Here is a 22,823-nt window from a genome sequence, read left to right on the forward strand (position 1 = left end):
CGATGGAAAGAGCCACTAAGCATTAATGAGTTCTTGGTTGTGTCTTTCGAATACAAGTTGATTTCGACCTTGCTCTTTTGCTCGGTATAACAGTTCATCTGCCGCTTTAATCTGACTATCTAGGTCGGATTCAATGTTGGTGACGCCAATACTCATGGTCACGTTAATTTGCTGATCGTCATGAGTAATGGTCTGCTGTTCAATCGCAATTCTCATTTTTTCTAAGCGTACAACGAAGTCTCTATATGAGCCACAGGCTTGGATGCAGAACTCTTCGCCGCCAAATCGTACAGCGACATCGTCTTTGAAGAACGACTTGATGGTCTGCCCTACAGCAATCAGTACCGCGTCGCCGCCGTCGTGACCATAGGTATCATTGACCTTTTTAAAGAAGTCGATATCCATCATCGCTATGTTTCGCTTTTCACAACCCTTACATGTTTGATTAAACAAGAATCGGCGGTTCCATAACCCAGTAAGCGCGTCTTCATTAGCGTGACGGAACAGTTCATTGTTCGCTTCTTTCATGTCCAGTAGTTGGTGAATACGACAGAAGAACTCTTCTTGATTGAATGGCTTATAAAGAAAGTCGTTAGCGCCCGCTTTTAGGAACTGAGCGGTTAGCGTCCGATCATCGCTGGCTGATAGCCCTAAGATAGCCAGATCGTTGCGTGTATAATGCTGGCGAATCTCTCGAATCATAGTGATGCCGTCTTTGTTTGGCATGTCATGATCGGTGACGATAAACGTAATATCAGGATCGTTGTGTAACAGGGCTAGTCCTTGTTCTCCATCGACAGCTTGAACGGTCTGAATGTATTGGTGCTCTAGGAGTTGCACAATGTAACGACGTACGACCGAAGAGTCATCGACAACCAATGCTTTGTGATTTTTGTTGTTGGTAATACGTTGAATCAAAGGCAGCAAATACGTCACTGACGCCATGCTGTCTTTCAGAATGTAATCAATCACACCTTTAGCAAGCACTTGTTCACGCAAAGCGTCGCTGAACATTGCCGTCAGTACGATGATTTTTTGTTGGTAACCAAGAACCAAGTCAACAATTTCACCGTCCTGTCCATCCGGCAGGCAGTAGTCTAACACCGCGCACAGAAAGTCCGTTTCTTGTTCGAGTATCTCTTTAGCCTGTTGCACAGACTCGGCCAGCGTGACTGCATAACCGGCGTTAGTGAGTTGTTGATGAAGGTAGTTTCTAAAGGCTCGACTGTCTTCAACGACTAGTATTTTTTCAGTCAAAAGCGTTCCCTACTTATCGAGTAAATACTTTTTAACCATATTACCAGAAGTGTTAACAAGTCTCTAAGCGAAAGATGACTTATTCAATGATCGCTTTGTTCTCGGAGAATAAATGATTATACTGTTTATTAATACAGTGTTTGGCGAGTGTTTTGGTCATGTGTGGTTCTGATAAAGAGAGAGTTCGGAAAATAATCCATGTTGATATGGACTGTTTCTACGCAGCTGTCGAAATGCGTGATAACCCATCTTATCGAAATCGCCCTTTGGCTGTCGGAGGGCACGAGAAGCAACGTGGTGTGCTCAGTACTTGTAATTATGAGGCGCGTAAGTTTGGTATTCGTTCGGCGATGCCAACGGCTAAGGCGCTGCAATTGTGTCCAAGCTTGCTCGTGGTGCCAGGTCGAATGCAGGTATACAAAGATATCTCGAAACAGATTCGAGCTATCTTTTTACGCTACACATCCTTGATTGAGCCATTGTCTCTCGATGAAGCCTTTCTTGATGTGACTGATTCCGAGCAGTGTCATGGCTCGGCCACCCTTATTGCAGAGGCTATCCGCCGCGATATCTGGAATGAACTACAGCTAACGGCATCCGCTGGTGTTGCTCCGATTAAGTTCTTGGCTAAGGTTGCATCGGATATGAATAAGCCTAATGGGCAGTTTGTGATCCCACCTCAAGATGTTCAAAGCGTGATAGATGAGTTGCCACTGGAGAAGATTCCTGGCGTTGGTAAGGTAAGTATCGAGAAGCTACATCAAGCGGGTTTTTATACCTGCAAGGATATTAAAGAAGCCGATTACCGCGCACTGCTGACTCAGTTTGGCCGACAAGGGGCATCCCTTTGGAAAAGAAGCCATGGTATTGATGAGCGTGAAGTGGTGGTCGAGCGAGAGAGAAAGTCCGTGGGGGTAGAGCGTACCTTCACTGAAAACATCTCGACTTACCAAGAGTGCTGGAAGGTAATTGAAGAGCGCTTATTCCCAGAATTGGAAGCAAGACTTGAGAAAGCGAGCCCGACGAAGTCCATCACCAAACAAGGCATTAAACTCAAGTTTGCAGATTTCCAGCAGACAACCATTGAACACATTCATATGTCGTTAGATTTAGAGCACTTCAAAGAGCTGTTGAGTGAGATCTTAAAGCGTCAGCAAGGGCGTGAGATTCGTTTGCTTGGGTTGAGCGTGATGTTGCAACCTAAAGATCAGATGCGCCAATTAAGCTTCTTCTAATCAGAAGAAGCCCAGTTGCGTCTATTGTTGTTATCTTTGCGTCTGTTGAACTAGGGCAAGAGTATCGCGGAAAGGGTGTTGCTCAAGCTTGCCATACCCCATCATTTTGCTGGCTTTAAGTTTGGTAGACAATGGCGTTGCAATCCCAGATAGAAAGCGAGTAATTGCCTCGTCAGTTACCCATTGTGGGCTGCTACTGATGAATTCATTAATCCAAGCTTGAAGGTCACTCTCATCAACGGCTTCTAAAGGTACATTAGGCAGTTGTGCAATGGTTCCACGACAAGCAGAACAATGGCCACACTCTTGTGGTGCATTAATGTCACCAAAGTAGTTAGCAAGTTTGGAACTCAGGCAGCTGCTTGATTCAAAGAACTCCAGCATGTAATTGAGGCGGCCAATTTCGTTGTCCTCTTTCTGTTTAAACAGTGCCGATAGGCGTTTAGCCACTTGATTCGGATCTTCGCTGGTGTTGTGTACTGCATATACATCGGTGATCTGTTTGCTTTCCAGTTCAATCCAACCTTGCTCATTAAAGTAGTCGATCGCTGCAACCACGCGCTGTCTGTCGGCTTGAAAGTGCGTCCACAGTGCATCGAAGTCCACTTGGCACCAAACACGAGCTTGCGGCGAGCATTGGAAAATCGACTCAACAAACGCACGGCGCTCACCCTGAAATTGGTCGATGATCTGTGGTTTTGGTCGAACAAATTTGAATTTGTAATCAGCAAAGAAGCTGTATTTAGGCTCAATAATGCCCTCGATCTCTAGGTATACCAGCAAGGTTTTCAATGGCAGCTGACGAATATTGGATTCGCGTGAGAGCTGATTGAGCATGATTTCCCACTGAGTGGCGTAGGTATTGCCAGAAGGCTGACAGGCGTATATCTCTTGTAGCACGGTTTGAATCGCGATGTTGTCAGGTGTATCGCCAAAGACAAAGTTCTCTAGCGTGCTAAGACCGTGTTTATTGGCAAGTAATATACACTCAGAATGTTGACCGTCACGACCGGCACGTCCAATCTCTTGGGAGTAGTTCTCTATCGACTTAGGCAGATCAAAGTGAATCACTCGGCGGATATTCGACTTATCAACACCCATACCAAAGGCGATGGTAGCGACGATACAGTTTATCTCATCATTCATAAACTGCTGCTGAATCGCATCACGGTTCTCCGGCTTGAGGCCCGCATGGTAGGCAACGGCGTTGATGCCAACATTTCTCAGAGCTTGAGCGACATTCTCTGCTGTTTGCTGAAGCGTCACGTAGACGATGGTCGGTGATTGCGGCGCTTGATTGACCACGTTACATAGCGTTTCTAACTTTGTCTCTTGCTCACAAGGCTGTATCGCTAAGTCCAAGTTTTTACGATAAAAGCCCGTTACAACCACGCTCTCCGGAGCAATATTGAATTTACTCTGCATGTCTTGAATGACGCCCGTCGTTGCTGTTGCTGTTAGCAATAGAACTTGAGGGATATTAAGCTGTTTTTGATAGTGGGGTAGCTTAAGGTAGTCCGGTCTGAAATTGTGACCCCATTCTGAGATACAGTGCGCCTCATCAACCACCAAAAGTGAGATAGGTACTTGTGATATGAACTGTCTAAAACGCTCGTTCTTTAGGCGTTCAACCGAGATCATTAAGATCTTGGTTTCACCATTACGAACGGACTGCATCACTTGTTGGGTGGTTTGCCTGTCTTGGCTCGACTCGATGGCCGCAGCAGCAATCCCTTTACTGTGAAGAAAACTTAACTGGTCTTTCATTAGCGCAAGCAACGGAGAGATCACCAATGTAAGGTGAGGCAACTCTAGAGCGGGCAGCTGATAGCAGAGAGATTTTCCTGACCCAGTCGGAAAAATGGCCGCTGCTGATTGGCCTGCTAAAACATTATCAATAACTTGCTTTTGTCCGTGACGCAGTGAGTCGAATCCAAAGACCTGTTTTAGCTTCTGTTCTATCATAAATGTGCCCAGTTTAATCTGTGTGGTGTGCTGCTAAGCCTGTTCAAGGGCAGAGAAACTTCAGTTTCAAAGCGCTTGCACCAGATTGTACCTAATTCTATTCTGTAGCTCCTAAAGAAAAGCACTTCAAAAGTATGAATAAATCCGAGCTTAGACAAATAATCCTTCAACAACTTGAATCTCGACTTGCGATTGCTCAGTCAGCAACGCAACGTGCGATTGATGCGGCAACGGATGAAGAGACCGTACCAGAACATAAGTACGATACTCTGGCTCTAGAGGCATCGTATCTTGCACATGGCCAAGCCGTAAGGGTTCAGGAGTGTGAAGAAGATATTCAATGTTACCGTGAGTTGGTTTTGAGAGAGAGTGAGCGCGTCGCGATGAGCAGCTTTCTTTCTGTTATTGATGAACAAGATCAGGTTAAGTATTTCTTTATTGGGCCAAGGGTCGGCGGTTTGTCGGTGGAGTGGGATGGTAAAGATGTCGCGATATTGACACCAAACGCTCCCTTAGGTGCAGCTTTGATGGGGAAGGAGCTCGGTGATGAAGTGGAGTTCAGCGTCGCAGACAGCCATTTTATCTATGAAATTGTGTCGGTTTGTTAACTTCTAAACCTTTCCATGACATTGAGTGAATCACTCAATGTATAGTTAGTGCAGCAATGTATGTGAGGATGTTATGAAAAAGAGCGTATTAATTGCATCACTATCTATGGTGTTAGCTGCGGCGAGTGTTCCTGCGTATGCGGCTCAGTGCCGCGTAGACCTGAAAAATGAATTGAGAATTGACCAACAGACGGTTGAGATCCACCAGACCAATGGCGACACGGCAGTGCTCGACGGCAATGACCTCTATATTCATGGTGAAAAGGTCGAACTCGATGCGGATCAGCAAGCAGCGATCGAGCGTTACCGAGAAAGCATGAGTGAATACTTACCTCAAGCCAAGGCAATGGCTAAAGAGGGATTGGCACTGGCGAACGATGTTATCGACGATATTGCGGTAAGTTTGGACGCGCCAGAGGCATTTGATAACGTGAAGAAATCAATGAGTGACTTCTTTGCTGAAATGGAAGCTCGTTACTACAAAGACGGCGATTTAGTTCTTCCGGCAGAGAGCTTTGAATCAATGGCCAATGGTTGGAGCGAAGATTTCGACAAGGCGATGGAGATCTTTAATGAAGAATTTATCTCAAGCGCTTTCAATGCGATGTCTGAAAAAATGAAGCAAGAGGGCGGTCTGAATTTAACTGAGATGGCAGACAGCATGTCTGAACTGAAGTTGAAAATCGAAGAGCGTTTTAAAGAGCACTCACAACAGGTAGAGAAAGAAGCGGAAGCATTCTGCGACTCACTTGATGAGATGGCTGAACAAGAGAAATCTTTGCATGAGAAGATCCCGAATTTGAAAGACTACCAAGTGTTTACCATCTAACACGCGTTGGTAATACATTGAACGATTGAATGGGCACCTTGCGTGCCCTTTTTTATGCCTGCTATTCGGAGATGTAACTTAGAGATTGTTAATGTGTTGTTGCTGTTGCTTGGTGAGTAATTCTATGTATATTTAAATTTACAGTCTTACTGTTTGATTTTTTCTAATAATAAAGCATTTTAGTTATTTATAGATTGCATGGATCAGAGGTTTTGATTATTGTACTAGCAAACTAGTTCATTGGTATTTTTAGGCAGTATGAACCAACAATCTTCTTCATCAAGAGAGCTGTTTAGCTCCCGTCTAGGTTTTATTTTGGCAGCAGCGGGCGCTGCAGTTGGCCTTGGAAACATTTGGGGTTTCCCGACACAAGTCGCGAGTAATGGTGGCGGCGCGTTCCTTTTAGTGTATTTAGTGCTGATCTTTGTCGTTGCATTCCCAATGCTGGTGGTTGAGATGGCGATTGGTCGTCATGGTCAAGCTAACCCAGTAGATAGTATGCGTTCACTTACACCGAATCTAATGGCGAAAAAAGTCGGTGCGTTGACAGGTTGGATTGGTTTAAGTGTACCAAGCGCTGTTTTAGGCTTTTACAGCATTGTAGGTGGCTGGTTGATCTGCTTTTTGTTTGGCGCTATTGCTGAGCTGTTTGGCTTGGTTGAGGTTGCTGTATGGTTTAAAGGTTTCAGTGTAGAACGTAATGTCTTCGGTACGGTGTTGTTCTACGTGCTGACAATTTTGATTGTGCAAGGCGGCATCAAGCAAGGTATTGAAAAATGGTCGACCCGCTTAATGCCTGCGCTGTTTGTACTGTTCGCACTGCTGTTTGTCTACATCATGACTCAACAAGGCGCAGTGGAAGGGCTTAAGCATTACCTTGTCCCTGATTTTGAGAAGGTATGGGACAGAAAGCTGATCTTGGCCGCGATGGGGCAAGGCTTCTTTTCCTTGACCATTGGTGGGTGCTCGATGCTGATTTACGGCTCTTACTTGAGTAAGAAAGAGAATTTGCCGAAGATGGCGATGAATGTAACCCTAGTGGATACGGCCGTTGCTTTTATTGCCGGTCTTGTTGTGATGCCAGCAATGTTTGTCGCGATGCAGAAGGGCGTACAAATCTACGCTGAAGATGGCTCGTTACTGAGCTCAGACACGCTGGTGTTTACAGTATTGCCACTGATGTTTGATAGCTTAGGTTTCTTAGGTCAGATCTTTGCCATAGTCTTCTTCTTGCTCCTGACGATTGCTGCGCTTACTTCTTCTATCTCTATGCTAGAAGCCCCTGTTTCCCTAGTGAGTGAGCGCTTTAACACTGCACGCACATCAACAAGCTGGGTTATTGGTGGTTTAATTGCGCTGTTTAGTGTGGTTATTGTTTACAACTTTGGCGCTCTATTTGGCCTAGTCGCTATGATTGCCACTCAATACTTGCAACCTATTGCGGCACTGATGTTCTGCTTATTTGGTGGTTGGGTATGGAGCCGAGCTTCGAAGGTAAAAGAACTAGAGCAGGGCTGCCCTGACTTCCAACTAGGCTGGTTTGGTAAAGTATGGCCTGCATACGTCAAGTTTGTATGCCCTGTACTGGTAGTAACGGTTATCTGGGCATCTTTCGGTTGATGCTAAAGCGATAATACGAACTTCTAAAACGGTACTTGAAATATCACAGAGCCGCTCTCAGTTGAGAGCGGCTTTTTAGTCTCGGTATGCCAGTATCTCTGATGTCGATTGTTGGATGAAACTTACGGCTTTAAATTGCAGGTATAAAAAAGGCGCATCACCCTAGGGTATGCGCCTTTCAAAAATAGAGACGTTAAGTTACGAGTTACTTAATCTCCATACCTTGTGCTTGTAGATCCGCGTGGTAAGAAGAGCGAACAAACGGGCCACATGCAGCGTGTGTAAAGCCAAGCTCTAGAGCGATCTCTTTTAGTTCATCAAACTCTGATGGTGGCACGTAACGCTCAACTGGCAAGTGGTGACGGCTAGGCGCTAAGTATTGGCCTAGAGTCAGCATTGTTACGCCATGCTCACGCAGATCTTTCAGTACTTGAATGATCTCTTCTTTCGTTTCACCAAGGCCCATCATTACGCCCGATTTTGTTGGGACGTCTGGGTGCTGCTCTTTAAACTTCTTCAGTAGGTTCAATGACCATTTGTAGTTCGCACCTGGACGCGCCTTACGGTATAGGCGAGGTGCAGTCTCTAGGTTGTGGTTGAATACATCTGGCGGATTGTCTTTCATTAGATCAAGTGCCACGTCCATACGACCGCGGAAGTCAGGAACCAGAGTTTCAATGCGAATATTTGGGTTTAGTGCGCGGATCTCGCGGTTACAGTCAGCAAAGTGTTTTGCACCACCGTCACGTAGATCATCACGGTCAACAGAAGTAATTACAACGTACTTCAGTTTCATATCTTGGATTGTTTTTGCTAGCTTTTGAGGCTCTTCCGCTTCAGGAGCAACTGGACGGCCATGGGCAACGTCACAGAAAGGACAACGACGTGTACAGATAGCACCTAGGATCATGAAGGTCGCTGTACCGTGGTTGAAACACTCAGCCAGGTTAGGGCAAGACGCTTCTTCACATACCGAGTGAAGGTTGTTCTTACGCATTGCAGATTTGATGTCTTGGATGCGCTGGCTATCAGCAGGCAACTTGATCTTCATCCAGTCCGGCTTGCGCAGGATCTCTTTCTGCTCGGTAGGCATGTTCTTTACTGGAATCAATGCCATTTTATCGGCGTCGCGGTATTTAACGCCTTTTTCCATTTGGATTGGTTTGCTCATGATTTTATGCTTCTGCTGTAGTGTTACTGTTGGCTTGAATGTCTACTTGGTCATAGCCGAGTAGTTCGACAAGCTCTTGTATTAGCTGTTGCTCAACGGTCTCTAGATCTGACGGGCCGCCCAGTTGGCTGACTTGCGCCATTTCCATTCCTTGGTAACCACAAGGGTTAATGCGCAGGAATGGTGACAGGTCCATATCGACATTAAGTGCCAGTCCGTGGAACGAACAACCACGTCGAATACGTAGGCCTAGAGAACATATCTTTTTGCCATCGACATAAACACCCGGAGCGTCAGGTCGAGCAGCTGATTCGATATTGTATGCTTTCAGAGTGTTGATTACGAGGTTCTCTATATGAGTAACTAGATCTCGCACTCCAAATTTCTTACGACGAATATTGATCAAGAAGTAAGCAACCAACTGGCCTGGGCCGTGATAGGTAACTTGTCCGCCGCGATCGCTTTGAATAACAGGGATATCACCAGCATTGAGTACATGCTCAGCTTTACCTGCTTGTCCTTGAGTGAAGACCGGATTGTGCTCGACTAGCCAAATTTGGTCTACGTCTTCTTCTGTGCGCGTATCGGTGAACTCATGCATGGCTTTCCATACGGGTTCATAATCCTGGCGGCCTAATTTTTTTACGATTAGCTTATTTTGCAAAGCAGGACTCCCTCAAGGATTAATAAAGTGAACGCATTATAAACGTGAAATTTGATTCTAACTACAGACGGACTGCAAGGTTTTTCAACTTTCTTTGTATTTCTTGAAAATTAAGTTGAATAAAAGAAGCAAAAATGGGGAGCCTAAAATGAAAACAGCGGCTCTAAGCCGCTGTGATCATTGTGTAATCGAGGATTACAGAACCATACGTACGATGTCGATCTCGCCAAGTTCTTTATAAAGTGTTTCTACCTGTTCAATCGACGTTGCTGTGATGTTGATCGAAACAGAGTGGTAGTTACCCTTTGCACTTGGTTTCACTGTTGGGCTGTAGTCACCAGGAGCGTGGCGCTGGATCACTTCCAGTACAAGTTCAGGCAGTTCTGGTTTCGCGTAACCCATAACCTTGTAAGTAAAAGAACAAGGGAACTCTAAAAGGTCTTTAAGTTTTGCATCAGAATTGATGTTCATGATTAGCTCCAAAATGGTAGGTACTTCGCTGCTGGGCAAAATACCGAGAAAAGCGTATTCGGTCAATTGACTCGATTAATAAGAGCGGAATATTACTGGTAAATATCGCTGAACTCAAGATCAACAAAAGCCGCGCAGTGCGGCCTTTGTTGGCTTGTTAGGCAAACCCGAAAAGGGTTATGAGTAAATAGCTAACAGGATCATGAGATTACTGTTATTGACTCTTACTCTCTGGTCTTAGAATAAACCTTTGAACAGAAGAACTAGGTAATCCCAAAGACGGCTAAATAGGCTGCCTTGCTCGACATCTTCGAGTGCTAGAAGTGGGTATTCAGCAACGTCTTGACCATCGATTTGGTAGAACAGCTTACCAACGACATCGCCCTTGCTAATAGGTGCTTCAAGTTCTTTCTCTAGAACAAAGCTAGCCTTTAGATTCTTAGCTTGGCCACGAGGCAGTGTTACGAATGTGTCTTCATCCACACCTAGAGCAACCGTGTCTTTGCTGCCCATCCAGATTTTCTCTTCAACGAACGTTTCACCAGCTGTGTGCGGTGCAACTGTTTCAAAGAAACGGAAACCGTAGCTCAGTAGCTTTTTGCTTTCGGTCTTACGAGCGTTAGCATTCTTGGTGCCCATTACAACAGCAACAAGGCGCATTTTGCCTTCAGTTGCTGAGCTTACTAGGCTGTAACCTGCATTACTTGTGTGGCCAGTTTTGATGCCATCCACATTCATGCTCTTGTCCCACAACAGGCCGTTACGGTTGTACTGAGTAATGCCGTTGTAAGTGAATTTTTTCTCAGAGTAGATGCGGTACTCTTCAGGTACGTCGCGGATAAGTGCTTGACCTAGTAGCGCCATATCGTAAGGCGTTGAGTACAGATTCGGGTTATCTAGACCGTGCACGTTCGCAAAGTGCGTGTCTTTCATGCCGATAGAGCTCGCCCACGCGTTCATTAGGTCAACGAATGCATCCTCAGAGCCAGCGATGTGCTCTGCCATAGCTACACATGCATCGTTACCCGATTGGATGATGATACCGCGGTTAAGCTCTTCCACTTTTACCGTTGTACCGACTTCAATAAACATCTTTGAAGAGTCTGGGAAGTTCTTCGCCCAAGCGTTTTCGCTAATAACAACGTCGTCATTTAGGTTGATGTTGCCGCGCTCAAGCTCTTGACCGATAACATAACTGGTCATCATTTTGGTCAAGCTTGCTGGAGAAAGTTGAGTGTTCATCTCTTTTTCTGCCAATACTTTGCCTGAATGGTAATCCATTAGGACGAAGCCTTTAGCAGCAATTTGTGGAGCGTCTGGAACAACGATAGGCGCGGCGAATGACGAAGAAGCTAGCGTTGCAGAAAGCGCAACAGAAGTAGCAAAAATCGATTTGATAAGTTTATTAGATTTATTCATTTTGAATGCAATTATTTGGTTAACTATCCATATCTTAACAGAATCACTGTTTCAAACCAGTGCAGTGATTGTCAGAAATTTCTGTAAGAATCTAGCGAGTTAAGGTGTGCTTCTTTATATAAGCTGACGGGTAACCCATAAGCTTAACCTGTTCTAATTTCTCTTGAGTCAGAGCATAGTCATGAAATGGCCCAAGCATCAGTCGGTATTTGTCATCTACTGGCTGAAGAAAAGTTTTGACCGACAGTTCTTTACTCAGTTCAATCGCAAGTTTTTCACTGCGATCTTGATGCTGAGAGGTCGCAACTTGAATTATGTATTGAGGGAGTGCTGCCTTCTTATTTTCATCGGTTGGGATGTCGACGGTAATCACTTCAATCTCAACGTTGGCCGTTCCTGTACGAATGACATCAAGCTTGTATGCGGCTGCGTAGCTTAAATCGATGATACGACCTTCATGAAAAGGACCACGGTCATTCACTCGAACAATGGTGCTCTTGTTGTTGTCAGTATTGGTCACTTTCACATAGCTTGGAATTGGCAACGTCTTATGAGCGGCAGACATTGAGTACATGTCATACACCTCACCATTTGAGGTAAGGTGACCGTGAAACTTTTTGCCATACCAAGATGCTTTACCTTTTTCAGTAAAGCCTTTGCTGTCGCGAATGATTTTGTAATCTTCACCACGTAAGGTGTAATCGCTATTACCGCCTAAGCTATAAGGCTCATACTTTGGGTGCGCGTCTTCTAGATGTTCAACTGAGATTGGTACATCTGGGGCGATATCGTCATTGATATCGTAGCGACCCGATTGGGAATCTGGTTGTGACGAACAGCCATTCATCAACACGACTAAGCCACCGACAAGTGCTAATTGCTTAAGCGTTGATGACTTGGTGTGTTGCGCGTTATTGTTTATCGCGTAACTGCTCTTTGCGTATTTGCTCTTTGCGAAATCGCGCTTTGCATTAAATATCACTTAAGTCGCCTTTGAGAATGCTTTACGGTGAGTGTGGATAGACATCAAAATACCAAAACCTGCCATCAATGTAACCATTGAAGTACCGCCATAACTCACGAGTGGCAGAGGTACACCTACCACCGGAAGAATGCCACTTACCATGCCGATGTTTACGAAAATATAAACGAAGAAGCTTAAAACAATACTGCCGCCCATCATTCGACCAAACGCCGTCTGCGCTTGGCTAGCGAGAATTAGCCCACGACCGATAATGAATAGATAAATAGCGAGCAGGAATAGGATACCTATCATGCCCCATTCTTCGGCAATGACCGCAAAAATGAAGTCGGTATGACGCTCAGGGATAAACTCCAGTTGAGATTGCGTCCCTTGCAGCCAACCTTTACCTGAGATACCACCAGAACCAATCGCAATCTTACTTTGAATAATGTGGTAACCCGCGCCTAATGGATCGGATTCCGGATCAAACAGCGTGCGAACACGAACCTTTTGGTATTCGCGCATTAAGAAGAACCATAGAATTGGGATAAATGCGCCCAAGGCTACAGCCGCGCTCGCAATGATCTTCCAACTGATACCTGCTAAGAAAATAACAAAGATGCCGGATGCGGCAATCAAGATTGATGTACCTAAATCGGGCTGCTTAGCGATAAGAATGGTTGGAACAAACACCATCACCAGTGAGATCACTAGCGTCTGAAATGTGGGTGGTAGTGAACGCTTACCAATATAACGCGCCAGCATCAGCGGTACTGCAAGTTTGAGTAGTTCTGATGGTTGAAAACGGACAAAACCAAAATTCAGCCAGCGTTGTGCACCTTTAGAGGCCTCACCAAAGAACAGTACCCCGAGCAGCAATATTACACCGCCAGCAAACAGTACTGGAGCCAGTGTTTCATAGGTTCGCGGCGAAATCTGCGCGAGGAAGATCATCACACCCAGTGACAACGCCATACGCATTGCTTGGCGATCCATCATCGCCAAACTTTGGCCACTTGCGCTATACATAATAAGTAGCGCAAAACCCATGAGTACCAAAATGCCCAGTAGCAGTGGTAAATCAATATGGAATCGCTCAAATAGGGCGCGATTTTGACCAGTAGAGAGATCGAGTTTCATTATTGTGTCGCCTTACTCTTATATTCGTCGCCCAAAACAATATGGTCGAAGATACGTCTCACAACAGGACCACCATTCGATGAACCACCACCGGCGTTCTCGAGTACGATAGTCACGATCGCTTTTGGATCATCTAACGGTGCAAAGCCGGTAAAGAGTGCGTGGTCACGCAGGTGTTCTGCGATTTCATCTGCGTTGTACTCTTCGTCTTCTTTCAAACCAAACACTTGCGCGGTACCAGATTTACCCGCAGTCAGATAAGACATACCTTGGAAAGAGCGGCGAGCGGTACCTTTACGACCGTGGTTAACTAGCTTCATGCCTTCTTTACCAATGTCCCAGAATCGTTGCTTCACACCTGTAATTGGTGGATAGGTCTCGATGTCAGACAGTGATTGCGTCTCAAGTGGTTGACCGTTTTCAATCGTTGCACGTAGCAGGTGCGGTGCGATGACTTCACCTTCATGTACCAACACCGATGTTGCCTTAGCAATCTGCATTGGTGTTGCTGTCCAGTAGCCTTGTCCAATACCAACTGGAATGGTGTCCCCTTGATACCATGGCACACGGTGACGAGCCATTTTCCAATCACGTGTAGGCATGTTGGCTTTACTCTCTTCGTGTATATCGATACCCGTATAGTCACCAAAACCAAACATCATCATCCAGCTTGATAGACGATCAATGCCCATGTCAAAGGCGATTTGGTAGAAGAAGGTATCCACAGACTCTTCAATCGCTTTAACGATATCAACGGTGCCGTGTCCCCAGCGTAACCAGTCGCGGAATGGCTTGGTCTTTGAGTTCGGGATCTTCCAGTACCCTGGGTCATTACGGGTGGTATTCGGCGTGATGACACCTTCTTGCAGTGCTGCGACGGCAATAAATGGTTTAATGGTCGATGCTGGTGGGTAGATACCCAGAGTCGCACGGTTTACCAGTGGACGGTTTTTGTCGTTTAGAAGGGCGTTGTATCCCTTAGAGGAGATACCGTGCACGAACGCATTCGGGTCATAGCTTGGGCTTGATACCATAGCAAGTACACCGTTGTCTTCCGGATCCAGCACCACGGCGGAACCACGACGCCCGTCGAGCAGTTTGTGGACGTAAAGTTGCAGGTCGATATCGAGGTTCAGCACAATATCTTTGCCCGGAATCGCAGGGACAAACTTCAATGTACGAATGACTCGGCCACGGCTGTTTACTTCCACTTCTTGGTAGCCAGCCGTGCCGTGCAGTATATCTTCGTAATAGCGTTCAATACCTAACTTACCGATGTCACGTGTCGCTTGGTAGTTAGCGTCTTTTTCTTCACGAACTAGACGTCGCATATCGCGGTCATTAATACGTGATACATAGCCAATTACGTGTGTAAGTACATCACCATATGGATAAAAGCGTTTGAGTGTGCCTGTTACCTCGACACCTGGGAACTTATGCTGGTTTACTGAAAAAACAGCCACTTGTTCTTCGGTCAGTTGGTTGAGAATCGGCACAGATTTGAAACGGCGCGTATTGCGACGTTCGCGGTTAAATCTTTCAACTCGTTCAGGGCTGATTTCTATAAGTTCTTGGAGACGCGCAATGGTGTCATCCATGTTCTTTATTTTTTCAGGAGTGATCTCGAGGTTGAATACTGGACGGTTTTCCGCCAGTAATACACCGTTTCGGTCATAAATTAGACCGCGAGTCGGTGCGATAGGGACAACCTTGATGCGGTTGTCGTTCGAGCGAGTTTTATAGTCTTGGTATTGGTTGACCTGAATGTTGTACAGGTTGGCAACCAAAATGCCCATCATGATTACAATGCCTATAAACGCAATAAAAGCACGACTAGCAAATAGTCGTGCTTCTTCTTTGTAATCACGGATCTGGCTACGTTTACGTAACATTAACGCTTATTCTCGGTGATACGGGTGATTAGCTGTGATGCTCCAAGCTCGGTACAGGCTTTCTGCCATGATAACGCGCACAAGAGGGTGCGGTAGAGTCAGAGCTGACAGAGACCAACTTTGATCTGCGGCTGCTTTACATGCTGGAGCTAGACCTTCTGGGCCACCAATTAGGATAGAAACGTCACGTCCATCCAGTTTCCAGCTCTCTAGCTGTTCAGCAAGCTGTGGTGTATCCCATTTTCTGCCTGGGATATCGAGCGTCACAATTCGGCTGCCTTTTGGCACCGCTGCTAGCATGGCTTCGCCTTCTTTTTGCAGAATACGTGCAATGTCAGCATTTTTGCCGCGTTTGCCCGCTGGGATCTCGACCAATTCCAGTGGCATATCGTGTGGGAAGCGACGCTTATACTCTTGAAAGCCTTCTTCAACCCATTTTGGCATTTTGGTGCCAACGGCAATTAATTGGATCTTCACAGATTAGCCCCACAGCTTTTCTAGTTGGTACAGCTCGCGTTGCTCAGCTTGCATCACGTGAAGCATGCTGGTGCCCATATCTAGGACAACCCATTCACCTTCTTGTTCCCCGTCCATACCTAGAGGCTCTAGTCCGACTTTTTTCACTTCACTTGCGACATGTTCTGCGATAGAAGCGACGTGGCGCTTTGAAGTACCAGTACAAACGATCATGTAGTCTGTCACACTGGATTTACCTTCAACGTCGATTGTGATGATCGACTCTGCTTTCATGTCGTCGGCTTTATCTGCAAGAAAATCTCTTAGTTCTTCACGTAACACAGGGTGTTCCTTAAATCTTAATTTTGCGACTCAAAATCATATCACGCTTTTATGCGGGAAAGGGGATTGAAGCCGAAGGGATACAAAACTCAACACTCAATTGGTGAATGAGTGGCCAAGGTGATTGCTCATATTGGGTTTTAGAGAGCAATTCAGCTTGAGTAAGCAGTGCAAACAGAGAGTGTAACTGAGTCACTGAAACTCGTGTTAGCGCTGCGTTATAAAGGGGTTTCTTTGATTGCCAAATACGGTGTTTCTCAAACACTTGTCCGATAGGCATCTGCTGCATTTGTTGTTGCATTTGAAGCAGCAGCGCTAGCTCTCTTTGAATACTGCGCAAAAGGATCACCGCTTCCACACCTTCCGCCTCTAGTTGGCGCAAAATGCGTTGTGCTCGATTACCTTTGCCGGCTAGCAAGGCATCTACCCAATGGAAAGGGGTAAAGTGATTGTGACGACTTAGCGACTCTTCAAGTCTAACTAAGGTCAACTTGCCATCAGGGTATTGCAGTGCCAGTTTCTCTAGGCTTTGGGTCAATGCAAACAGGTTGCCTTCGTGCCATTGAGCCAGCATTTGTGTGGCCTCGGCGTCGGGCTGTAAACCGATTTGGCGACAACGAGCTTGAACAAACTGAGGCAAACGGCCAACGTCAGGCGTAAGACAACTTACCCAGTGACCTTGGCTCGAAAGTGCCTTAAACCACTTAGCATTTTCTTGTGCCTTGGTAAGCTTAGTGCCGATCAACACCAGCATGATATCTTCGTGCAGTTGTTCTGCAAGCGCCAATAGCTCTTTTGCGATAGCGGCGTTGACACCAGACTCAGGCAATTCCAGCTCGATGAGTTGACGGCTAGAGAACAGGCTTAGTGCTTGGGTACAGTCGTAAACATCGTTCCAATCTAGGCTGCTGTCGATAGCAAAGCGGTGACGTTCTTCGAAGCCTTGCTCTTTGGCGGCTTTCTGAATCGATTCGCGGCTTTCTTGAAGCAATAGCGGTTCGTTACCAAAGATCAAATAAACGCGACTTAGCTGCTTACTTAATTGCTCTGATAAGCGGTCTGCAAAAATACGCATCAGTTAACCTTATTGAGCAGACTTAGCTGAATCTGGGGTTACCTCAACATTTTTGATGTTGTACTGCTTCTCTAGCTCTTTCACTTGAACCTCTTCTAGGTCTTCAAGGTTCATGCTGTTCGCAGCAAGGTTGGCTTTAAGACGCGCCATTTGACGTAGGATTTGGCTTGCTGCTAGCTTGCGCATCTCATCTTCAATCATGTCTCTTTCAACAGATTTTGCCAGTGCAGTTAGAGGGTTATCTAGGTAGCTGCGGGTAACGCTAGTGGTAAAGGTTTTGTCGCCTAGTTCTGGAATCGTCACGCGGTAAGATGCGTTAAAAGTCAGTTCTTTTTCCGCAGCACGTGTATTTTGGTATAGCGAGAGCGTACGCTCATTAACGCTTTCGCTCAGCAGGTGCAGGTTCGGCGTTTTGCTAGTTGGCGCGACAATGTCTACGTTGCTCATACGCAGTTGGCTTTTCACCATACGCGTAAATGTGCTGTATTGATCGTAACTTGATACAGAGATCTTGTTGAGTTCTTCTGGTACAGAATAGTCACCACGTAGGTGAAAACCACAGGCTGAGAGTAGGCTAACAGATAGAACAACGAACGTAGCTTTTAACGAAGACAGTGAAATCAGGCGCATTATTTGATGGCTCTCATAAAATGGATTACTTATTTAAAGGCTTTATGTTTAGGGTGTAACCGTATTTGGAATCACTAATACAAAAGCGCTTAAATAAGTAGACAGGGTGGGGTGCACCCTGTCTATTGACTGCGAATTGGTAATTAAGTTCTTTAATTCCTATCGCATTGCGAGCGTTAACTCAACGAATCAGTCACGATGTGACGAACGCTTAGTTAGCAACGATGTTCAGTAGCTTACCTGGAACGTAGATAACTTTACGTACCGTTTTGCCGTCTGTGAACTTAGTAACGTTCTCATCGTTTAGACCTAGAGCTTCAATATCTTCTTTAGAGATATCCGCTGGTACAGTCAGTTTCGCACGTAGCTTGCCGTTCACTTGAACGATGATTAGCTTCTCGTCTTCTACAAGTGCTTTTTCATCGTGAGTTGGCCATGTCGCGTTGTCGATGTCTTCTTGACCCAGAGCTGCCCACATTTCGTAAGAGATGTGTGGAGTGATTGGGTAAAGCATTGCAACAACAGCTTTTAGTGCTTCATCAAGGATTGCACGATCTTGCGCAGATTCTTGAGGTGCTTTCGCTAGCTTGTTCATCAGTTCCATGATTGCAGCGATAGCTGTGTTGAATGTTTGACGACGAGCGATATCGTCAGTCACTTTCGCGATTGTCTTGTGAACATCACGACGTAGTGCTTTTTGGTCACCAGAAAGTGCAGATGTGTCTACTGCTTCTGCCGCGCCTTTCGATGCGTGCTCGTTAACTAGCTTCCAAACACGTTTCAGGAAGCGGTTAGCCCCTTCTACGCCAGACTCTTGCCACTCAAGCGTCATGTCTGCAGGTGATGCAAACATCATGAATAGACGTACTGTATCAGCACCGTACTTGTCTACCATCTCTTGTGGGTCGATACCGTTGTTCTTCGACTTAGACATTTTGATCATGCCTGAGTGTGTTACGTCACGGCCTTCGTTATCTTTAGCAGAAGTGATGCGACCTTTGCCGTCACGCTCTACAGCAACGTCAGTTGGTGCAACCCACTCTTTACCGCCTTTGTCGTTCTCGAAGTAGAACGCATCCGCTAGTACCATGCCTTGACACAGTAGTTGCTTGAACGGTTCGTCAGAGGTCACGTAACCTGCGTCACGTAGCAGTTTGTGGAAGAAGCGTGAGTACAATAGGTGCATACAAGCGTGCTCGATACCACCGATGTACTGGTCTACTGGTAGCCAGTAGTTTGCTTTTTCTGGATCTAGGATGTCATCTGCTTGTGGTGAACAGTAACGTGCGTAGTACCAAGAAGATTCCATGAACGTATCGAACGTATCTGTCTCACGTAGAGCAGGTTCGCCGTTAAATGTTGTCTTCGCCCATTCTTTGTCTGCTTTGATTGGGCTTGTTACGCCGTCCATTACCACGTCTTCAGGAAGAATCACTGGTAGTTGGTCAGCAGGTACTGGGTGAACTTCACCATCTTCAGTCGTTACCATTGGGATTGGTGCGCCCCAGTAACGTTGACGAGATACACCCCAGTCACGTAGACGGAAGTTTACTGTCTTAGTACCTTTGCCTTCAGCTTCTAGCTTCGCTGCAATTGCATCGAATGCCGCTTGGAATTCAAGACCGTCGAACTCACCTGAATCAAATAGAACGCCTTTCTCTGTGTACGCTTCTTCAGAGATGTTTAATTCGCTATCGTCAGCAGGCTTAATCACAGGAATGATGTCTAGGCCATATTTAGTTGCGAACTCGTAGTCACGTTGGTCGTGTGCAGGTACTGCCATTACAGCGCCTGTACCGTAGTCCATCAGTACGAAGTTAGCTACGTAAACTGGTACTTCACGACCGTTCAATGGGTGAATAGCAGTAAGGCCAGTCGCCATACCTTTCTTCTCCATTGTCGCAAGTTCAGCTTCCGCTACTTTGTTGTTTTTACACTCGTCGATGAATGCTGCAAGTTCAGGGTTGTTCTCTGCCGCTACTGATGCAAGAGGGTGGCCCGCTGCGATACCTACGTAAGTCACACCCATTAGTGTGTCAGGACGTGTTGTGTAAACTTCTAGGTCTTGTTGACCTTTCACTTCAAACTTCAGTTCAACGCCTTCAGAGCGACCGATCCAGTTGCGCTGCATGGTCTTAACCATCTCAGGCCAACCGTCTAGGTTATCTAGGTCGTCTAGTAGTTCTTGAGCGTATTCAGTGATCTTAATGAACCACTGTGGAATCTCTTTTTGTTCTACTGGAGTGTCACAACGCCAGCAGCAACCATCTTCAACCTGCTCGTTTGCAAGTACAGTTTGGTCGTTTGGACACCAGTTAACCGAAGAAGTCTTCTTGTAAACCAAACCTTTTTCGTAAAGCTTAGTGAAGAACTCTTGTTCCCAGCGGTAGTACTCTGGCGTACACGTTGCGAACTCACGGTTCCAGTCGTAACCAAAGCCAAGAAGCTTAAGTTGGTTCTTCATGTACTCGATGTTTTCGTAAGTCCATGGCGCAGGCGCTGTGTTGTTCTTAACCGCTGCGTTTTCTGCAGGTAGGCCGAATGCATCCCAACCGATTGGTTGCATTACGTTTTTGCCTTGCAGACGTTGGAAACGAGATACCACATCACCGATTGTGTAGTTACGCACGTGACCCATGTGCAGTCGACCACTTGGGTATGGGAACATGGATAGACAGTAGAATTTTTCTTTGTTTGGGTCTTCACTTACAACAAAGGTCTTGTTGTTATCCCAGTGCTGTTGAACTTTCTGTTCAATTTCTTGCGGATTGTATTGTTCTTGCATCGATGATGTCCGGTTATCTTGGAATTTGTGAGTCTGGTTTGATCAGACTTTAATAGATCGTCATAGAATACCTAAAGGAACGAACTACAACAATAGCTATACCTGTCATACTCTCATTATCTCGGGTATTGATTTAGGTCTGCAATCTTGAGGAGGACTTATGCCAAAGAAAAAAGCACTCTATGAAGAGTTAGTGGAAGACGTTATTGAAACACTCAAGCATAGCCCTGAAGAGCTCAACAATAAGATTGAAACGTCAGGCAAGCTTGCAAAAGCCGCGAATGATATGACGAAAGACGAGCTATCGCTGATCTCGGCTTATGTTAAATCGGATCTGAAAGAGTTCTCTGAAAACTATGAAGAGAGCAAAAGCGGCCCGTTTTATTTGATGATTGCAGATTCAATCTGGCATGGCTTGTTGGAAATCACCGACCGTACCAAGGTGGAATGGGTGGAGCTATTTCAAGATTTGGAACACCAAGGGCTCTATCAAGCCGGGGAAGTGATCGGTTTAGGGCGTTTGATCTGTGACGATTGTGGCCATCAAACGGAGTACAACCATCCAACAACCATCATTCCATGCATCAAATGCGGTGGTAAAGGTTTCAGCCGCAAAGCGCTCAAACCATAGCGCCCCCTCCAACATAAACAAAAAGGGTTGACCCAGTAGGCCAACCCTTTAAGGTTTTATCTCGAATCTCGAATCTCGAATCTCGAATCTCGAATCTCGAATCTCGAATCTCGAATCTCGAATCTCGAATCTCGAATCTAGCTTTTCTCTCTCAAGCGCCAGCCGATTACTAAACTCAATAGCACCCAAACGTAAAGTGGCCACGTTCCGACAACACGATAAGGTGTTTGACCATCGGTAGAGATAAGTTCAGCTTTTAGTACTGCGGTCTCGAACTGTGGTACTTGCTCAACGATGTTGCCTTTGTGGTCAGTTACCGCTGTCACACCGTTATTGGTAGAGCGAATCACGGGCTTACCGAGCTCTAGAGCACGCATTTGCGCAATCTCCATGTGTTGCAAGGGGCCAATAGAGCGACCAAACCAAGCATCATTAGAGAGCGTTAGAATGAAGTCAGTATCTTCGGTCACATTCTGGCGAACCTGATCATTGAAGATGATTTCATAACACAGTGCAGGTGCTAGGTGACGACCATTAGCCACAATGTTTGGCTGAATGAAATCACCGCGACTAAACGACGACATTGGCAAATTGAAGAATGGAGCCAGTGGGCGCAAGATGTCCTCAAATGGCACAAACTCACCAAACGGCAATAGGTGGTGTTTGTGGTAGCGCTCGCTTGGGTCATAGCTGTATTCTCCGTATGGATTTACCCCAAGAGAGAGAATACTGTTGTAGTACTTCTTGTCTTCAGACTGGTTGAGTACACCCGTGATGATCGAGCTGTTGTTCATCTTCGCTGCGCTATCAAGGTTGCGCAGAAATGAAGGGATCTCGACTTCAAAAGCTGGAATCGCTGCTTCTGGCCAGATGATGATGTCTGCACCCCAGTTATCGCGGCTCATATCGGTGTACTTCATCATGGTCGGCCAGCGTTGACTTGGTAGCCACTTTAAGTCTTGGTCAACATTGCCTTGAATAAGTACTAGTGACGTCGTTTTGTCGGGATTCGGTGTCACCCAGTCGATGTTACGAATACCAAAACCTGCACTCAATAAAACCACAGGAATCAACCCCACACTCCAGGCTCTATTAATCGCAGTGTAAGCCAGTGCACTTGCCGAAACGATAACCGCTAGAGTAATCAGTTCCACACCACCAATCGGCGCAAATGAGCCAAGAGGAGACTCTATTTGGCTGTAGCCAAGCCACAACCACGGGAAGCCAGTCATAACCCAGCCGCGTAGCCAATCTGTCACTAACCATAAGGCAGGTGCAGCAAGGAAAAAACGAGTGAGGTTATTGTTAGGGAAGAAGCGGTTGAGTGCCCATCCGAATAGACCGGTATAAATGGCTAGGTAACCGATAAGCAGACCCATTAGGAATAGGTTTGCGGCGAGTGGCATACCGCCGAAGCCGTCAATACTGACGTAGACCCAACTGATGCCAGTAGCAAATTGACCAAAACCCCATGCGTAACCTGTCCAAAGTGCACTCTTGCTACTTTGCTTGTGCAATAGGATTAACAAGATAGCTGGGCTGAGAATGGCGATAGGCCAGAAGGAGTAGGGAGCGAACGCAAGGGTGGTAATAGCGCCAACAAAAACGGCCGCAAGCGGCCGTAGTAGGCGATGAATAAATGGTTTAGTCATCTAAATTATGTCATCTC

At 46.0% G+C, this 22,823-nt stretch carries 20 protein-coding genes; 5 read left to right on the top strand and 15 right to left on the bottom strand.

Features of this window, described 5'->3' with window-relative positions; genetic code table 11:
- Positions 1-15: 15 nt before the first annotated feature.
- On the bottom strand, positions 16-1,257 hold the full coding sequence (locus OCV50_RS03455) for a GGDEF domain-containing response regulator (RefSeq protein WP_261903713.1): 1,242 nt from the start codon (positions 1,255-1,257) through the stop codon (positions 16-18).
- A gap of 158 nt (positions 1,258-1,415) precedes the next feature.
- Between OCV50_RS03455 and dinB the strand changes: the two genes are divergently transcribed.
- Positions 1,416-2,492, top strand: a complete 1,077-nt coding sequence (gene dinB, locus OCV50_RS03460) for a DNA polymerase IV (protein WP_261903714.1) — start codon at positions 1,416-1,418, stop codon at positions 2,490-2,492.
- A gap of 30 nt (positions 2,493-2,522) precedes the next feature.
- Here dinB and OCV50_RS03465 read toward each other — a convergent pair whose 3' ends face one another.
- Positions 2,523-4,457 carry a RecQ family ATP-dependent DNA helicase gene (locus OCV50_RS03465; protein ID WP_261903715.1) on the bottom strand — a complete coding sequence of 645 codons (1,935 nt, stop codon included), beginning with the start codon at positions 4,455-4,457 and terminating at the stop codon, positions 2,523-2,525.
- Between the two features lie 134 nt (positions 4,458-4,591).
- Between OCV50_RS03465 and OCV50_RS03470 the strand changes: the two genes are divergently transcribed.
- From OCV50_RS03470 to OCV50_RS03480, 3 genes are all read left to right on the top strand, one after another.
- Positions 4,592-5,065, top strand: coding sequence for a GreA/GreB family elongation factor (locus OCV50_RS03470; protein ID WP_261903716.1), 474 nt, complete (start codon positions 4,592-4,594; stop codon positions 5,063-5,065).
- Between the two features lie 73 nt (positions 5,066-5,138).
- The gene (locus tag OCV50_RS03475) at positions 5,139-5,894 is read left to right on the top strand and encodes a YggN family protein (RefSeq protein WP_150895625.1); all 756 of its coding nucleotides are present in this window, start codon (positions 5,139-5,141) and stop codon (positions 5,892-5,894) included.
- Positions 5,895-6,152: 258 nt separating this feature from the next.
- Positions 6,153-7,514, top strand: coding sequence for a sodium-dependent transporter (locus tag OCV50_RS03480; RefSeq protein WP_261903717.1), 1,362 nt, complete (start codon positions 6,153-6,155; stop codon positions 7,512-7,514).
- A 205-nt stretch (positions 7,515-7,719) separates the two neighbouring features.
- On the opposite strand, the gene lipA is transcribed toward OCV50_RS03480, so the two are convergent.
- The 12 genes from lipA to leuS all read right to left on the bottom strand — a co-directional run bounded on the left by lipA (position 7,720) and on the right by leuS (position 20,523).
- A complete protein-coding gene (lipA, locus tag OCV50_RS03485; protein ID WP_239842437.1) occupies positions 7,720-8,685 on the bottom strand; it encodes a lipoyl synthase in 966 nt (321 codons plus the stop codon).
- 4 nt (positions 8,686-8,689) lie between these two features.
- Positions 8,690-9,349, bottom strand: a complete 660-nt coding sequence (lipB, locus tag OCV50_RS03490) for a lipoyl(octanoyl) transferase LipB (protein WP_239842438.1) — start codon at positions 9,347-9,349, stop codon at positions 8,690-8,692.
- 195 nt (positions 9,350-9,544) lie between these two features.
- Positions 9,545-9,823 carry a DUF493 family protein YbeD gene (gene ybeD / locus OCV50_RS03495; RefSeq protein WP_032551473.1) on the bottom strand — a complete coding sequence of 93 codons (279 nt, stop codon included), beginning with the start codon at positions 9,821-9,823 and terminating at the stop codon, positions 9,545-9,547.
- Positions 9,824-10,057: 234 nt separating this feature from the next.
- Positions 10,058-11,239 (bottom strand): serine hydrolase, encoded by a 1,182-nt coding sequence (locus tag OCV50_RS03500; RefSeq protein ID WP_239842439.1) that lies wholly within the window; start codon positions 11,237-11,239, stop codon positions 10,058-10,060.
- A 91-nt stretch (positions 11,240-11,330) separates the two neighbouring features.
- On the bottom strand, positions 11,331-12,086 hold the full coding sequence (locus OCV50_RS03505; protein WP_261904117.1) for a septal ring lytic transglycosylase RlpA family protein: 756 nt from the start codon (positions 12,084-12,086) through the stop codon (positions 11,331-11,333).
- A gap of 135 nt (positions 12,087-12,221) precedes the next feature.
- A complete protein-coding gene (rodA, locus tag OCV50_RS03510; RefSeq protein ID WP_239842440.1) occupies positions 12,222-13,343 on the bottom strand; it encodes a rod shape-determining protein RodA in 1,122 nt (373 codons plus the stop codon).
- Positions 13,343-15,235, bottom strand: coding sequence for a penicillin-binding protein 2 (mrdA, locus tag OCV50_RS03515; RefSeq protein WP_239842441.1), 1,893 nt, complete (start codon positions 15,233-15,235; stop codon positions 13,343-13,345). The genes rodA and mrdA overlap by 1 nt, the downstream gene beginning before the upstream one ends.
- A gap of 6 nt (positions 15,236-15,241) precedes the next feature.
- Positions 15,242-15,712: a 23S rRNA (pseudouridine(1915)-N(3))-methyltransferase RlmH gene (rlmH, locus tag OCV50_RS03520; RefSeq protein ID WP_032551440.1), complete on the bottom strand. Its 471-nt coding sequence runs from the start codon at positions 15,710-15,712 to the stop codon at positions 15,242-15,244.
- 3 nt (positions 15,713-15,715) lie between these two features.
- Positions 15,716-16,033, bottom strand: a complete 318-nt coding sequence (gene rsfS / locus OCV50_RS03525; protein ID WP_032551441.1) for a ribosome silencing factor — start codon at positions 16,031-16,033, stop codon at positions 15,716-15,718.
- 49 nt (positions 16,034-16,082) lie between these two features.
- The gene (gene holA, locus OCV50_RS03530) at positions 16,083-17,108 is read right to left on the bottom strand and encodes a DNA polymerase III subunit delta (RefSeq protein WP_261903718.1); all 1,026 of its coding nucleotides are present in this window, start codon (positions 17,106-17,108) and stop codon (positions 16,083-16,085) included.
- 9 nt (positions 17,109-17,117) lie between these two features.
- Entirely contained in the window at positions 17,118-17,738 is a 621-nt protein-coding gene (locus OCV50_RS03535) for an LPS-assembly lipoprotein LptE (RefSeq protein ID WP_261903719.1), read from the bottom strand.
- Positions 17,739-17,949: 211 nt separating this feature from the next.
- Entirely contained in the window at positions 17,950-20,523 is a 2,574-nt protein-coding gene (gene leuS / locus OCV50_RS03540) for a leucine--tRNA ligase (protein WP_261903720.1), read from the bottom strand.
- 160 nt (positions 20,524-20,683) lie between these two features.
- Between leuS and OCV50_RS03545 the strand changes: the two genes are divergently transcribed.
- The gene (locus OCV50_RS03545) at positions 20,684-21,154 is read left to right on the top strand and encodes a zinc ribbon-containing protein (RefSeq protein ID WP_239842445.1); all 471 of its coding nucleotides are present in this window, start codon (positions 20,684-20,686) and stop codon (positions 21,152-21,154) included.
- 137 nt (positions 21,155-21,291) lie between these two features.
- On the opposite strand, the gene lnt is transcribed toward OCV50_RS03545, so the two are convergent.
- The gene (gene lnt / locus OCV50_RS03550; protein ID WP_261903721.1) at positions 21,292-22,806 is read right to left on the bottom strand and encodes an apolipoprotein N-acyltransferase; all 1,515 of its coding nucleotides are present in this window, start codon (positions 22,804-22,806) and stop codon (positions 21,292-21,294) included.
- Between the last annotated feature and the right edge of the window lie 17 nt (positions 22,807-22,823).

The organism is Vibrio fortis (assembly GCF_024347475.1).
Lineage (GTDB): Bacteria > Pseudomonadota > Gammaproteobacteria > Enterobacterales > Vibrionaceae > Vibrio > Vibrio fortis.